Source organism: Microbacterium sp. NPDC089698 (assembly GCF_044749045.1).
GTDB lineage: Bacteria > Actinomycetota > Actinomycetes > Actinomycetales > Microbacteriaceae > Microbacterium.
In genome coordinates this window covers 165,629-179,119 of the sequence record NZ_JBIVHE010000002.1, presented here as the reverse complement: position 1 = coordinate 179,119, position 13,491 = coordinate 165,629, and the positions used below count along the sequence as shown (strand labels likewise).

Annotated in this window: 14 protein-coding genes; 8 read left to right on the top strand and 6 right to left on the bottom strand. The window is 71.8% G+C overall.

The window, feature by feature from the left end:
* Positions 1-17 precede the first annotated feature (17 nt).
* On the top strand, positions 18-1,805 hold the full coding sequence (locus ACIPY5_RS07900) for an ABC1 kinase family protein (protein WP_400969870.1): 1,788 nt from the start codon (positions 18-20) through the stop codon (positions 1,803-1,805).
* Positions 1,806-2,402: 597 nt separating this feature from the next.
* Here ACIPY5_RS07900 and ACIPY5_RS07895 read toward each other — a convergent pair.
* Entirely contained in the window at positions 2,403-4,229 is a 1,827-nt protein-coding gene (locus ACIPY5_RS07895; RefSeq protein ID WP_400968897.1) for a ParB-like protein, read from the bottom strand.
* A 229-nt stretch (positions 4,230-4,458) separates the two neighbouring features.
* Complete coding sequence (locus tag ACIPY5_RS07890; protein WP_400968894.1) at positions 4,459-5,688, bottom strand: MFS transporter; 1,230 nt, start codon at positions 5,686-5,688, stop codon at positions 4,459-4,461.
* Between the two features lie 83 nt (positions 5,689-5,771).
* On the opposite strand from ACIPY5_RS07890, the gene ACIPY5_RS07885 reads away from it, so the two are divergent.
* On the top strand, positions 5,772-6,092 hold the full coding sequence (locus tag ACIPY5_RS07885) for a transcriptional regulator (protein WP_309357489.1): 321 nt from the start codon (positions 5,772-5,774) through the stop codon (positions 6,090-6,092).
* A 24-nt stretch (positions 6,093-6,116) separates the two neighbouring features.
* Here ACIPY5_RS07885 and ACIPY5_RS07880 read toward each other — a convergent pair whose 3' ends face one another.
* Complete coding sequence (locus ACIPY5_RS07880) at positions 6,117-6,512, bottom strand: hypothetical protein (RefSeq protein ID WP_400968890.1); 396 nt, start codon at positions 6,510-6,512, stop codon at positions 6,117-6,119.
* Positions 6,509-7,402: an RNA polymerase sigma-70 factor gene (locus ACIPY5_RS07875; RefSeq protein ID WP_400968887.1), complete on the bottom strand. Its 894-nt coding sequence runs from the start codon at positions 7,400-7,402 to the stop codon at positions 6,509-6,511. The genes ACIPY5_RS07880 and ACIPY5_RS07875 overlap by 4 nt, the downstream gene beginning before the upstream one ends.
* Positions 7,403-7,575: 173 nt before the next feature.
* Here ACIPY5_RS07875 and ACIPY5_RS07870 point away from each other — a divergent pair, with 173 nt between their 5' ends.
* Positions 7,576-8,331, top strand: coding sequence for an SDR family oxidoreductase (locus ACIPY5_RS07870; protein ID WP_400968884.1), 756 nt, complete (start codon positions 7,576-7,578; stop codon positions 8,329-8,331).
* Positions 8,332-8,389: 58 nt separating this feature from the next.
* On the opposite strand, the gene ACIPY5_RS07865 is transcribed toward ACIPY5_RS07870, so the two are convergent.
* Positions 8,390-9,016, bottom strand: coding sequence for a hypothetical protein (locus ACIPY5_RS07865; protein WP_400968881.1), 627 nt, complete (start codon positions 9,014-9,016; stop codon positions 8,390-8,392).
* 141 nt (positions 9,017-9,157) lie between these two features.
* Here ACIPY5_RS07865 and ACIPY5_RS07860 point away from each other — a divergent pair, with 141 nt between their 5' ends.
* The 5 genes from ACIPY5_RS07860 (at position 9,158) to ACIPY5_RS07840 (ending at position 12,863) form a co-directional block, all read left to right on the top strand.
* Positions 9,158-9,553, top strand: a complete 396-nt coding sequence (locus ACIPY5_RS07860; RefSeq protein ID WP_400968878.1) for an ArsR/SmtB family transcription factor — start codon at positions 9,158-9,160, stop codon at positions 9,551-9,553.
* A gap of 21 nt (positions 9,554-9,574) precedes the next feature.
* Positions 9,575-10,552: an SRPBCC domain-containing protein gene (locus ACIPY5_RS07855; RefSeq protein ID WP_400968875.1), complete on the top strand. Its 978-nt coding sequence runs from the start codon at positions 9,575-9,577 to the stop codon at positions 10,550-10,552.
* A 194-nt stretch (positions 10,553-10,746) separates the two neighbouring features.
* On the top strand, positions 10,747-11,298 hold the full coding sequence (locus ACIPY5_RS07850; protein WP_400968872.1) for a hypothetical protein: 552 nt from the start codon (positions 10,747-10,749) through the stop codon (positions 11,296-11,298).
* A 176-nt stretch (positions 11,299-11,474) separates the two neighbouring features.
* Positions 11,475-12,530: a DUF998 domain-containing protein gene (locus ACIPY5_RS07845; RefSeq protein WP_400968869.1), complete on the top strand. Its 1,056-nt coding sequence runs from the start codon at positions 11,475-11,477 to the stop codon at positions 12,528-12,530.
* A gap of 126 nt (positions 12,531-12,656) precedes the next feature.
* Entirely contained in the window at positions 12,657-12,863 is a 207-nt protein-coding gene (locus ACIPY5_RS07840) for a hypothetical protein (RefSeq protein WP_400968866.1), read from the top strand.
* 12 nt (positions 12,864-12,875) lie between these two features.
* On the opposite strand, the gene ACIPY5_RS07835 is transcribed toward ACIPY5_RS07840, so the two are convergent.
* Positions 12,876-13,481: a helix-turn-helix domain-containing protein gene (locus ACIPY5_RS07835; RefSeq protein WP_400968863.1), complete on the bottom strand. Its 606-nt coding sequence runs from the start codon at positions 13,479-13,481 to the stop codon at positions 12,876-12,878.
* Positions 13,482-13,491: the final 10 nt, after the last annotated feature.

The following is a 13,491-nucleotide window of genomic DNA, read 5'->3' as shown; positions in this document are numbered from 1 at the left end:
ATCCGGCGTCGCCGGCGATGCGCCCGAGCGCGGCCGAGGATCAGGGCCCTCCGCTGCGGGCCCGCTACCGGCGGATCCTGGGATTCGCCGCGCGCGTGCTCATGCAGACCTGGTGGTTCGAGCTCGTGCTGCCGCGGATCGGCTTCACGCGCGTCGCGGAGAGTTCCCGCGAGCGTCGGATGCGTGTGCTCGCGCAGCGCTTCCACGTGCTCGCGGTCGAACTCGGCGGCCTGATGATCAAGGTCGGCCAGTTCATGTCCTCGCGCCTCGACGTGCTGCCGCCCGAGATCACGACCGAGCTCGCCGGCCTGCAGGACGAGGTCCCACCCGTCCCGATCGCGGAGATCCGCGCGCTCGCCGAAGCCGAGCTGGGGGTTCCGCTCTCGCGCGCGTTCGCCTCCTTCGACGACACCCCGCTCGCCGCGGCCTCGCTCGGTCAGGCGCATCGGGCGCGGCTGTCCGAGGCGGATGCCGCCGACGCGGGATTCGATGAGGTCGTGGTCAAGGTGCAGCGGCCGGGGATCGACCAGGTCGTCGCAACCGACCTCGCGGCGCTCCGCCGGGTCGCGGGATGGCTGCGGCGCATCCGGTTCATCGCCGATCGCGTGGACGCCCCTGCCCTCGTCGAGGAGTTCGCGCAGACCAGCCTCGAGGAGATCGACTACCTGCACGAGGCTGCTGCCGCCGAGCGGTTCGCCGAAAACTTCGCGCACGACCCGAGGGTCGACGCGCCCCGGGTCGCCTGGGAACGGACCACGCGCCGCGTGCTCACGCTCTCCGACGTCACGGCGATCAAGATCAACGACGTCGACGCCCTGCGCGCGGCCGGGATCGACCCCGCGGACGTGGCCCGCGTGTTCGCCGAGGTCATGTTCGATCAGCTCTTCACGCACGGATTCGTGCACGCGGATCCCCACCCCGGGAACATCTTCGTGACCCCGCACCGTGCGGGCGGAGCGGGGATGCCGGGCGCGTCCTCGGCGTCCTCCTCCGCTTCGGGGTCCTCGACGCCGGGCGCTGCCCACACGCCGGGCGCTGTCCACCCCGCCTGGCGGCTCACCTTCATCGACTTCGGGATGATGGCGGAGGTGCCGGAAGGGATCCGGCACGGGCTGCGGACGCTGTTCATCGCGGCCGCGTCCCGCGACGGGAAGGGCATGGTCGCCGCCGCGCAGGAGATCGGCGTGCTCATGCCCTCGGCCGAGAACCGCGAGCTGGAGCGGGCGCTCTCCGCGCTGTTCGCGCGCTTCGGCGGAATGGGCTTCGCCGAGCTGCGCGACGTGGATCCCCGGGAGTTCCAGGGCTTCGCCGTCGAGTTCGGCGACACGATGCGGTCGCTGCCGGTGCAGCTGCCGGAGGGGCTGCTGCTGCTCATCCGCGCCGTCTCGCTCACCTCCGGAATGTGCAGCGGGCTGGATCCGAAGTTCAACATCTGGGAGTCCATCGAGCCCTACGCGACCAGGCTGCTGGCTGACGAGAGCGGCAACCTCGTGCAGGACTTCGCGCGGCAGGCCGTCTCGAACGCGGGCATCCTGTGGCGGCTGCCGAAGCGGATCGACGACCTCGTCACGCGCGTCGACGAGGGATCCGTCACGTTCGACACTTCGCGCATCGAGCGACGCCTGGACCGCATCGACGGCCTCATCCGCCGCGGCGTCTCGGGCCTGCTCTTCGCGGCGCTGCTCATCGGCGGCGCACTCGTGCTCGCGGCGAACCCGGTGCTGGGCACGGTGCTGATGAGCGTCTCCGTGCTGCCGCTGCTGCACACCCTGTTCGCGGGGCTCTTCCGCCGCGGCCCGCGCTGACGCCCTCGGGCTGGGTCCGTGCTCGTGGCGGGCTCGGCCTGTCATGTGGCGGGCTCGGCCTGTTTTGGGGCGTGTTCCGTCGGTTTGGGGCGCACCACGTCCTTGGATCCTGGCGCGGGGCGCCCCAAAACGGGAGGGTGCGCCCCGAACGGGGTTTGAGTGCCGGGCTGCGCCGACGAGGTGGCAGTTCCCGGTCTGAACGTTCCGGGCTTGTGCCCCCCCGGTTTGGGGCGTGTTCCGTCGTTTTGGGGCGCGTCACGTCCGTGGATCCTGGCGTGGGGCGCCCCAAAACGGGAGGGTGCGCCCCGAACGGGGTTTGAGTGCCGGGCTGCGCCGATGAGGTGGCAGTTCCCGGTCTGAACGTTCCGGGCTTGTGCCCTCGGTTTTGGGGCGTGTTCGGCGGATTGGGGCGCGTCACGAGCGTGGTGACGGGTGTGGGGCGCCCCAAAACGGGGAAGTGCGCCCCGAACCGGCCGCGACGGGAACCACGAGGGAACCACGAGGGAACCACGACCGAACCACGAGGGCGCACGACCGGATCCGGCCGTGCGCCCTCGTGGCACTGTTCAGGTCTGTTCAGCGCGGCGCGGTGGTGCGTCAGTCCTGCGCGACACCGGCCCTGCGACGGGCGAGCAGCAGCACGCCCGCGGCCACGACGACCGCGCCGGCGATGCCGAGGCCGATCGGCGCGGCGGATCCGGTCGTCGCGAGCGCGCCCGAACCGGAGCCACCCGAACCCGAACCCGAGCCACCCGAACCAGAACCGGAACCCGAACCGGGACCGGTGCCGGATCCGCCCGCGCCCGCGACCGTGAACGCGGCCGAGGCGACCGTGGTCCCGTGGAAGGAGACGGTGACCGTGTGCGCCCCTGCGGGCAGGGACGCGGGCAGCGCTGCCTGCAGCGCGAACGTGCCGGACGCGTCCGTGGATCCGGTGCCGAGCGAGACCGGGTCCGAGTGCACCTCGACCGCGAAGCCCGCCACGTCGGCGGCGAGGCCGTTCGCGGTGACGGTGACGGATCCGCCCGGGCGCAGGTCGCCCGAGATGGCGACGGATCCCTGCACGGCGGCGGGGTCGGCGACCGTCACGGGCGTCGCGGCGGAGGCGGTGGATCCGATCGCGTTGTGGGCGGTGACCGTCAGCGAATAGGACCCGGGGGGCACTGCGTCGAACGTGAACGACGTGCTGCGGGCGTCGACCTCGGACGACAGGCCGGCACCGAGGGACACCGTGTAGCCGGTGATCGCCGAGCCGCCGTCGGCGGGCGCCGACCAGCTCGTCGCGACGTGGGAGCCGGCGGGCGAGGCGCCGGAGACGACCGCGGCGGGCGCGGCCGGCGCCGCAGGCGCGGTCGGCGCGGGCGTCACGTGACGCAGCCGGTACTCGGTCATGTAGGCGAGCTTGCCGGGCTTGGCGTCGGAGTAGGGCTTCGCGAGCTTGGCCCACTCGCCCTTCGACTCGGCCTTGCCGTCGTTCCAGGCGCCGAGCACGCTGAGGTCGCCCGCGGTGTAGCCGGACTGCGGATCGACGACGGTGCCGGCGCCGAGCGCGACCTGCGCCTGGGTGAGCTGCTTCACGAGCGCGAGGGATCCGGCCCAGTCGTCCTGGTTCCAGCCCGCGACGGGGATGTCCGTGCGGGTGCGCAGCCAGGTGCCCCAGTAGAACTCCTGGAACGGCACGGCGCCGTCGGCGGAGTAGCCGATGTCGCGCGCGAAGTAGAGGATGCTGCGGAAGCGGTCGTCCTCGAACTTCGACAGTCCGACGTTCGACGGCAGCTGGGCGGGCGTGATCGCGTCGCCGTTCACGTCGCGCAGCCAGGTCCACTTGTTCGCCTGCATCGCGGCCCAGAAGTCGGCGTCCGAGAGGCCGGACAGGTTGCCGAGCACGCGCAGCCGCACGTGCACGTCGGGGCCGCTGTTCTCCTGGAACGAGGTGAGGGTGTGGTGCCCGTCGGTGAGGTACAGCACGCCCTGCGGGCCGATCACCACGGTCTTCATGGGGGCGATCGTGTCGGCCGTCTCGCTGCCGACCGGCACCGTGCAGGTGAAGGAGGACGGATCCAGGAGGGTCGCGTTCGGCTGCGCGCTCGCGGCGTCCTGCTGGCCGTTGGCCTCGCACCAGTCCGCGAACTTCTTGTTGACGGCGTCCTTCGACAGCTCGGTGTCGTAGCGGCCGAGCTTGTAGTAGACCTCGTCGTAGCCGAGCGAGGGCTGCGTCGGGTGCACATCGCCGACGCGCACGTCGAGCAGCTCGCCCACGGGCGCGCACAGGGCGCGGGCGTCTCCGGCGACGCAGGAGGCGTCCTTGACATCGGTGGGGCTGTCGGCGGCCGCGGCGGGAAGCGCCGAGACGACGGATCCGCCGAGGGCGAGGAATGAGGCGAGCGCGACGGCGAGCGTGCGACGCGGGGGGAGCAGGGGCACGGGGGTCTCCAGGGGATGCGTGGGCGGGTGCGGATCCTCGATCCGGACGTCGACCGTCCGCGCGCGGGATCCGATTCGACACTGGCCACCCCAGGCGGACACCGGGTTGCCCGCGGATGAACAGTCGGTGACTCGTGCGGCCGGGCGGTTCGCGGGCCCGCATCCGCGGTTCCGGCGCGTCGATGGGCGCATCCGCGGCCGGGCGGGTCGCCCGGCCGGCATCCGCGGCTCAGGCGCGTCGACGGGCGCGGAGCACGAGCGCGATCAGCGACAGCGCGATGACGACGACCCCGTAGGCGAGGCACACCGTCCCGAGCCCCAGTGGCGCCACCAGCACCCCGGCAGCGACCGCGGGAACGCCGAAGGCGAGATACGCGAGCACGTACAGCACGGCGAAGGCGTCTGCGCGCTGGGTCGCGGGGATGCGCGGAGCGAGGGATCCGACGACCCCGAAGAACGCCGTGCCGAAGCCCATGCCCGTCACGGACGCCGCCACCAGGTAGGCGGGCAGGGAGCCGAGTCCGAGCGCGAGCAGTGAGAGCGCGGTGCCGGCAGCGAGTGCGGCGGTGCCGAAGAGCACGATCGTCCGGGCGCTGCGGCGGCGGATCGCGAACGCCGTGACGGCGCCGACGCCTGCCAGGAGGGCGACCGCGAGCCCCTGCCAGAGGTGCGCGGTTCCGCCCAGTTCGCTGCGGACGATCGTGGCGCCGAGGGAGAGGAACAGCCCGCCGGTCGCCCAGCCGGCGATGACCGCCGGTGCGGCGCGCCAGAACTCGGCACGGATGCCCGAGGACACCGAGAGCCGGAAGCGCAGCGAGGCCCAGGCGCCGGGCAGCCGCGGCGCGGTCTCCGGGGCGATCGCGACCAGCGCGGCGAGCACGAGGTAGACGACGGCGAGCGGGAGGAACACGTCGCGCAGGGCGTCGGTCGTCGCGTCCAGCGCGAGTGCGGCGATCAACGCGCCCGCGGCGAGGCCGACCCCGGGGCTCAGCGCGTTCCAGAGCGCCGCCGTCGCGGGGCGTGCGGGCGGTGCGAGGTCGAGGACGGTCGCCGAGAGCGACGCGATGAGGAGTCCGCTCGCGACGCCCTGCAGGATCCGGGCGAGCACGAGGAGCATCACGGATCCGACGTTCCCGAACAGCACCATGCTGGCCGCGAGCAGGACGAGGCCGACGGCGATCACCGGGCGCCGTCCGATGTGGTCCGAGAGCGACCCGGCGGTGAGCAGTGTGAGGAGCAGAGCCACGGCGTAGACGGCGAACACCGCGGTGATCACGATCGCGTCGAAGCCGAGGTGCTGCGCGAGCACCGGATAGAACGGCGACGGCGCGCTGGCCCCCGCCATCATGAGGACCTGGGCCACGATCGCGAGGACGAAGCCGAAGCGGGCGCGGGCGGACCGTGCGGGCAGCGCGCCGGGGTCGGGGATCCGCGGCACGGCGATCGGCTGGGTGGTCATCGGCTGCTCCTCATCCGTTCGAGAATTCTCGAACGTTGAGCAGACTACTCGCCTCACGTGGAAGGTACAAGTATTATCGAACCATGCCAGGCGCCACCGACCTCCCGCATCCGGAGCGCTCCGAGATCGAGCTGACCGCGGTGCTCTTCGCGCTCAGCGATCCGGAACGTCTGTCCATCGCCCGCCAGCTGATCGATGGCCCGCTCGACATGGCCGCGTGCCACGCGACGGATCCGAACCTGCCGAAGTCGACCAAGTCGCACTTCATGAAGGTGCTGCGCGAGGCGGGCGTGATCCGCAACGAGCCCCACGGCAGGCGCCGCCTCCTCACTCTGCGCCGGGAAGACCTCGACGCGAGGTTCCCCGGCCTGCTCGACGCCGTGCTGAGCTCGCCGGGAGCCTGAGCCGTCGTCGGGTCTGCGCTCCTGTCACCGACGGTTCCAGTGCCGCAGCTTCTCCGGGCTGCACACCACCCAGATGTTCGTCAGCAGCCGGCGGCGCATCTCGGCCGTGACGACCCCGATCACGACGCCGTCACGGGCCAGCACGAACCCGGGTGCTCCATTGATGGACGCTGCGGTGATCGAGGTCTCGGTCGTCAGCGTCCGCAAGGCCGCCGCCACTTCGCCCGGTCCGCGGAGCGGATCCGCCACCGGTGCGATCCCGCCGCTGTCGACGAGCATCGCGACATCGCGGTGCAGCAGCGCTCGCGCGGTGGATTCGGAACGGTTCAGGAGCGCGGTCGCGAGCTCGTCCATGAGATCCCGGTCTGCGGCGCCGCGTCCGCGTCGACGCGACCAGGCAGGGCGGCGGCCGTCGCTCATGCGATGGCCGCGGTCACGGCGCCGAGCTTGTCGGGGCTCATCACCCACAGCAGCTGCGCGATACCGGCGGCCGAGGTCGTCACGGTCACGAGCGTGGTGACTTCGCCGTCCTGCACGAGCGCCGCAGCGGGCTGCCCGTTGACCTCGACCCATCCGATGGACTTGCCGATCCAGAAGTGATGCGCGAACGCGGCCACGAACTTCGCGACCCGGCCGCGGCCGATCACCGGGATCCGAGCGGCGAGCTTGACGCCGTTGCCGTCGGTGTAGCTGATCACGTCGTCGGCGAACAGCCTCTCGAGCTCCTGCGCATCGCCGTTCCGAGCGGCGACCAGGAAGGCCTCGAGCAGTCGGCGCTGGTGCCCCGGCTCCACGGCGGCCTGTCGATCCGATGCGAGGTGGGAGCGCGCGCGGCTGACCAGCTGGCGCGCGCTGACCACGCTCGAGGAGATGATCTCGGCGATCCGCGGATACGGGTAGTCGAACGCCTCGCGCAGGATGTACGCGGCGCGCTCGGTCGGGGTGAGCTTCTCCAGCGTCAGCATGATCGCGAACTGCAGCGCCTCGGCGCGCTCCGCGCCCAGCGCGGGATCGTCGTCCGTGTTCACCGGTTCGGGCAGCCAGGGGCCGATGTAGGTCTCCCGCTTCGTCCGTGCCGACTGCAGCGCGTTGATCGAGAGTCTCGTGGCGACGGTCGTGAGGAAGGCGGCGGGCTCGTGCACGGAAGCGCGGTCGGCGCCCTGCCAGCGGATCCACGTCTCCTGGACGATGTCCTCCGCATCCGCGACCGTGCCCACCATCCGATAGGCGATGCCGAACAGGCGGCGCCGTTGCCCGGTGAAGACCTCGGCGGCCATCCGCAGGTCTTCGGCCTCGACGCTCGTCACCACGTTCTCACTCTCCTCTGCGGGGACGGTCTCCGGCAATGCCGGGTCCCATCAGGTCTGACCGGGCAGCGCCCGGATCCGTGACGGATCGAGCGGATGTCACAGCCGGCCCGGCTGTCCTGTCATCCCTTCAGGCGCTGGAACCGGCGTCTCATCCCCGCACGAAAGGCTTGGACATGGCAAGGATCGTCGTCATCGGAGGCACGGGCCTCATCGGCTCGAAGGTCGTCGCGAAGCTCAGCGCGCACGGCCACGAGGCCATCGCCGCTTCTCCCAACACCGGCGTGAACTCCGTCACGGGGGAGGGCGTCGCCGCGGCGCTGGAGGGCGCGGACGTCGTCGTCGACGTCTCGAACTCGCCCTCATTCGCCCCCGCCGACGTGCGGGAGTTCTTCACGGTCTCCACGCGGAACCTGCTCGCCGCGGAGGCTGCGGCCGGCGCCGGCCATCACGTCGCGCTGACGATCGTCGGGACGAACCGTCCGCAGAACATCCCGTACTTCGCGGCGAAGACGGCTCAGGAGCAGCTGATCCGGGAGTCGGGCATCCGGTATTCGCTCGTGCACGCCACGCAGTTCTTCGAGTTCGTCGGCAGCATCGCCGACATCTCCACAGAAGGCGACACGGTCACGCTCCCCGGCGCCCTGATCCAGCCGATCGCCGCCGAGGACGTCGCGACCGCCGTCGCGCAGGCCGCGGCCGGCGAGCCCGTCGGCGACATCGAGATCGCGGGTCCGGAGGCCTTCGGCATGGACGAGTTCGCCCGCCGCGCCCTCGCGTTCCGTCACGATCCGCGACACGTCGTCCGCGACGACGCCGCGCCCTACTACGGCGCGCAGATCGAGGAGCGGACTCTGATCCCGATCGATGGAGCACGCCTCTTCGCGACCACCCTCGAGGAGTGGCTGCCGCTGAACCCGCCGCGCGCGTAGCGCCGATTCCGCCGCGGGCGGGGTGTGCCGGATGCGGCGCTCCCCGCCCGTCGGCGTCCTAGCGCCCGACCGGGCCGTGAGGCAGACTCGCCCCGCGGATCCGGCGGCGTTCGTAGGCGAGGGTCGCGACGAGGAGGGCGAAGCCGACCGCGGCTCCAGCCAGCTGCGCGGAGAGCGCGGGCAGGCCGAGTCCCACCGACAGCGCGAGGGCGATCAGCGCGCCGCCGAGCACGCAGTTCACGGCGGCGACCATGCTGGCCATCGTGAACAGGAAGGAGCTGCGCCCGTAGCGCACGCCGTACTCGCCCGTGCGGGCGTCGCCGCTGACGAGCAGAGCCGGACCGGAAGGGTGGAGTCCGGCGAAGTGCGCTCGGATGTTCTCCATCCTGTGCCGCACCGCGATGTTCTCGACGGTGTTGTCGACGAGGCGCACGACCGTGAACCAGCCGAGCATGAAGATCGTCGGCAGCAGCGTGAACGTCAGCGTGGCGAGGAGTCCCGGGGTCGAGGCGGAGAACCCGAGCGCGACGAGGCCGCTCGAAAGCGTCGAGAGGTAGATCGTGGATCTCCCGCCGGCCTCGCCGATGGTCGCGGTCGCGACGGACTGGAGCACCATCTGCTCGGTCGCCAGCGCGCTGTGCAGGGTCGTGAGATCGGCGGATGCCGTCTCGGTGGATTCGGTCATGGGGGAGCCTTCCGCGTGTCCTGAGTGCGGCGGGCCCGCCGCTGTCAGGAATGACCGGCCGAGGGGCGTCCTTGTGACTGCGTCGCGATTCCGTCCCGCACCTCTTGACACCGGGATCCGGTCGTCGTAATCTACAACCAAATGGTTGTACGAAATGAACTCAGCGATGAACAGATCGACCGTGTGTTCCAGGCCCTCGCGGCGAGCACGCGGCGCGACATCCTGCGCCGCACGATCGAAGCCGAGCGATCGGTCTCCGAGCTCGCCCGCGACTACGACATGTCGTTCGCGGCGGTGCAGAAGCACGTCGCCGTGCTCGAGGCGGCCGAGCTCATCGTCAAGCGCGCCGAGGGACGCGAGCGGCTGGTCCGCGCGAATCCCGAGATGATCGCGCGTGCCCGGGCACTGCTCGCCCGCTACGAGGACCTGTGGCGGAGCCGCATCTCCCGCCTCGACGACCTGCTCGCCGAGGACTCCGCCACCGACGAAACCGACTCCGATCCCGGATCCGCGCCGCGCGGATCCACCACCACCTGACCGACACAGAAGGAGGGTGACATGCCTGTCACCGACGTGACCACCGATCCCGAGAACCTGACGCTGACGATCCACGCCGACTTCGCCGCCCCGGTGGAGCGCGTGTGGGCGGCGTACTCCGACCCGCGCCAGCTCGAGCGCTTCTGGGGCCCGCCCGGATGGCCCGCGACCTTCACCGCCTTCGACCACACGGTCGGCGGCATCGCGCAGTACCGGCTCGACGGCCCGCGCGGTGAGAAGTCGTCGGGGCGGTGGGAGTTCACCCGGATCGAGGCGCCCTCGCTGTTCGAGGTGCTCGACTCGTTCGTCGACGACGCGGGCGAGCCGCTCGAGGGCTTCGCGGCCATGCGGATGACGCTCGAGTTCTCGCCGAGCGCCGAGGGCACCCGCATGGTCGGCACGAGCCACTTCGACTCCGCCGAGGCGCTCGAGCAGGTCGTCGCGATGGGCGTGATCGAGGGCACGAAGATGGCGATGAGCCAGCTCGACGCGGTCCTGCAGGATCTGCGCGACTACGCCCAGGGCAAGGGCACCCGCGTCGAACTGCTCGACGACACCCACGTGCGCATCACGCGGCTGGTCGAGGGGCCGCGCGACCTCGTCTGGCGCGCGCACTACGAGCCGGAGCTCATGAGGCAGTGGCTGCTCGGACCCGACGGATGGGAGATGACGGAGTGCATGGTCGCGACCGAGCCCGGTCAGACCTACCGCAGTTCCTGGGCCCCGGTCGGGGACACCCCGGGGCAGGCGTTCGGGTTCGAGGGCGAAGCGCTTCTCGTCGACGCCCCGCGCCGCGCGGTCACGACCGAGAAGATGCAGGGCACCGACGGGCCGGTCACGCTCAACGACCTCAACCTCTATGAGGAGGACGGCGCGACGCTGATCACGCTCCTCATCGAGTACCCCGACCTCGAGACCCGCGACATGATCCTCGCGACGGGCATGGCCGACGGCATGGAGGCCTCGTACGCCCGCATGGAGGATCTGGTCCTGGCCTGACGGGTCGTCGCCGCGCAGGAGATCCCGGCCGTCCCTCCCGCCTCGGGAGCGGATCCGGCCGGGATCTCCTGCGTTCCGCGCTCCTGCGGGGTTCCGAGCGGGGCGCCCGCCTGCTCCCCGCGGTTCCCAGGTCCCGCGCGGGCGGGCTCGAGGGCGCGGACGTCGGCGGGTCCGCGAGGCGGTACCTTCGAGGGGTGTCCGCGGTCGTGGTGAAGGTCCTCGTCGTGCTGGCCGTCCTGATCCTCGTGGCGGCAGCGGTGTCGAGGATGCGCGGGCGCCGTTCGGTCGGACCCGTGCGGCAGCGGATGCCGGTGTTCGTCCCGCTCGTGGGCGCTCTGTTCGTGGCGGTCGGCGGCCTGATGGGCCTCGCCGCCTTCACGGAGAACAACGCCGACGGCATGCTCTGGCCGCTGCGGATCGCGTCCATCGCGATCGCCCTCGCCGGCGCCGCCTTCCTCCTGATGTACCGGAACTTCTACGTCGAGCCCCGGGTCGACGAGATCGCGTTCCGTACGATCTGGGGTCGTGAGGCCGTGATCGCCTACGCCGACATCACCGACTTCTCGGTGCAGGCCTCGGGCGGGCAGTTCCGGCTCACCGTGCGCGGCTCGTCGGGCCCGCGGCTGCGGCTGAATCCGCGCCTTTTCGACGTCTCGCCGCTGCTGCGCGCGAACGAGTTCCGGCAGCGAAACGGGCGCTGGCCCCTCCGCGGCGAGCTGCACGGCGGGTCAGGCCCCGCCCGCTGACGCCGCCCCCCTTTCCGCGCCCTCTTCACTCTGTGCGGTCGTCCCCGTCAGCGGACCCTATGGCGTCCGCTGACGGGGACGACTCGCAAGTGGGGAGGCGGGAGGGAAGGCTCGGTGGGGCGGGTTGCACGGAGCGGGCGGGGCGAAGTGTCGGCGGGGCGTGGTTCGATGACGGCATGGATACCACGCGTCGGCTGCGGGACGAGACGCAGACGGTGTGGGCGACGGCGCTCTGCCTCGCCCTCGGCACCGTGGTCGGCCTCGTCGTGCTGCAGGGTCCGCCCCGCGCGCTGACCGGACCAGGATCGCTGAGCCAGCCGGTCGCGGTGATCGCCGGGATCGTCGCGGCGGCCGCCTTCGTCGTCAGCACGGTGCAGCACCGCCGCGGCGAGACGCAGGGGATGCCGCCGTGGCAGACGGCGATCTCGCACGCTTCGGCGGTCGCGCTGACCGTGGTCTTCGCGGCGGTGACCGCGTTCGGTGTGCTGCTGGGCGGGCTCGTCTTCGGCGCAGGGCTCCGCGACTTCACGGCGCCGGCACTGGGCGGCGCGCTCATCGCCGGGGCCGCGTCGGCGATCGGCGGCCGCTTCGCCTACACGGCGGGCGTGGGCATCCGCACGAGGGATCTGGCGGCGCTGCTGTTCGGCTTCCTCACGATCGGCACGCTGTTCGCGATGGCGACCGCGGCGGATCCGCTGTGGTGGCAGCGGAACTTCTCGCAGCTCGGCCTCGGCGCCCGCGGCTGGGCGTTCAACGGCACGCTCGTCGTGGCGGGGCTGCTGTTCGCGACGGTCGGCGCCTACATCGGCCGCGACCTGCACCGGCTGCGCGGGGACCGCGCCCTGCGCGGGATCGCCGTGGTGGTCGCGCTCTGGGGCGCCACCGGGCTCGCGCTGGCCGTCGTGGGCTTCGTGCCGATCGAGCTCAACCGGGTCGTGCACTGGATCGCGGCGATCGGAACGCTCGTGCTGTTCGCCCTCGCCGCGGCCATGTCGACGAAGGCGCTGCCCGGCCCGCCGCGTGCGCTGCTGGTCGCGACGATCGGACTCGGCGTCCTGCTGGTGGTGGCCGTGCTGCTCCACGTTCCGGTCGGCCTGTACTCCTCGACCGGACTCGAGGCGATCGCGGTCGGGCTGGGCCTGGTGTGGATGACCACTTTCGTCCGCGTGCTCGCCGTGCTGGTGCCGGACGCTCCGCGGGTGTCGGCCAGGGCGACGCTCTGGCGGGCGTGAGGGGGGCACGCGTCGCGAACGGCGAGACACCAGATCCTGCACGAGACGCCACGTCAGGGCTGGTGTCTCGCACAGGATCCGGTGTCTCGCGAAGCCGCGCCCGTATACCGGGCGCACAATGGACGCATGGGCATGTTCACACAGAAGCCGGAGGAGAAGGCCACCTGGGCCGCGCTGCCCGGGGAGCCGTTGGACCGGGACGAGGCGACCGACCTGCCGGAGGCCCCGGTCGCGGATCCGCTCGGGCTGGGGCTGGGCGCGCCGACCTCCGCGACGACCGTCGCGATCCCGATGCCGGCTGAGGCCGAGGCCGAGGCCGAGCCCGAGTCCTGAGCGCAGGGCACGTCACGGTCGCGCGGTCGCCCCTTCGCCCGCGTCGTTCGCCTCGGGGATGTGCACGCGCGCACCGTTGCGGTCGAAGAGGCTGAGGATCTCGGCGGGGGCATCGCCCGTGGCGCCGAACCAGTGCGGGGTGCGGGTGTCGAAGTCGGCGACCTCGCCCTGGCCGAGCACGAGATCCCTCTTGCCGACCACGAGGCGGATCTGCCCGCTCAGGACGTAGATCCACTCGGATCCGTCATGCGTGCGCAGCGGGCCGGGACCGTGCTCGACGGGCATCACGACCTTCCACGCCTGTACGCCGCCGGGGTTACGGCTGAGCGGGATCACGATCCGCCCGTTCCTGCGCCTCGGACGCAGCTGCACGCGCGGATCGCCGAACTCCGGCGCGCCGACGAGGTCGTCGAGGGTCATCCCGTAGGCGCGGGCGAGGGGGAAGAGCAGCTCGAGGCTGGGCCTGCGCAGGCCGCTCTCCAACCGGGACACGGTGCTGGCGGACGTGCCGGCGAGCTCGGCGACCTCGGCGAGGGTGAGGCCGCGGCCCGTCCGGATCCGCTGCAGGCGGGGGCCGATGCCATCCAGCGCGGCCGCGAGATCGGCGTTCGTGTTCATGGATCCAGAA

What these genes read in the sequence shown, in the direction of transcription:
- ACIPY5_RS07885 (WP_309357489.1), top strand. Translation starts at nt 5,772, where the DNA reads ATGCCAGGCGCCACCGACCTCCCGCATCCGGAGCGCTCCGAGATCGAG.
- ACIPY5_RS07880 (WP_400968890.1), bottom strand. Translation starts at nt 6,512, where the DNA reads ATGAGCGACGGCCGCCGCCCTGCCTGGTCGCGTCGACGCGGACGCGGC.
- ACIPY5_RS07860 (WP_400968878.1), top strand. Translation starts at nt 9,158, where the DNA reads ATGGTTGTACGAAATGAACTCAGCGATGAACAGATCGACCGTGTGTTC.
- ACIPY5_RS07855 (WP_400968875.1), top strand. Translation starts at nt 9,575, where the DNA reads ATGCCTGTCACCGACGTGACCACCGATCCCGAGAACCTGACGCTGACG.
- ACIPY5_RS07870 (WP_400968884.1), top strand. Translation starts at nt 7,576, where the DNA reads ATGGCAAGGATCGTCGTCATCGGAGGCACGGGCCTCATCGGCTCGAAG.
- ACIPY5_RS07865 (WP_400968881.1), bottom strand. Translation starts at nt 9,016, where the DNA reads ATGACCGAATCCACCGAGACGGCATCCGCCGATCTCACGACCCTGCAC.
- ACIPY5_RS07835 (WP_400968863.1), bottom strand. Translation starts at nt 13,481, where the DNA reads ATGAACACGAACGCCGATCTCGCGGCCGCGCTGGATGGCATCGGCCCC.
- ACIPY5_RS07840 (WP_400968866.1), top strand. Translation starts at nt 12,657, where the DNA reads ATGGGCATGTTCACACAGAAGCCGGAGGAGAAGGCCACCTGGGCCGCG.
- ACIPY5_RS07845 (WP_400968869.1), top strand. Translation starts at nt 11,475, where the DNA reads ATGGATACCACGCGTCGGCTGCGGGACGAGACGCAGACGGTGTGGGCG.
- ACIPY5_RS07900 (WP_400969870.1), top strand. Translation starts at nt 18, where the DNA reads ATGCGCCCGAGCGCGGCCGAGGATCAGGGCCCTCCGCTGCGGGCCCGC.
- ACIPY5_RS07890 (WP_400968894.1), bottom strand. Translation starts at nt 5,688, where the DNA reads ATGACCACCCAGCCGATCGCCGTGCCGCGGATCCCCGACCCCGGCGCG.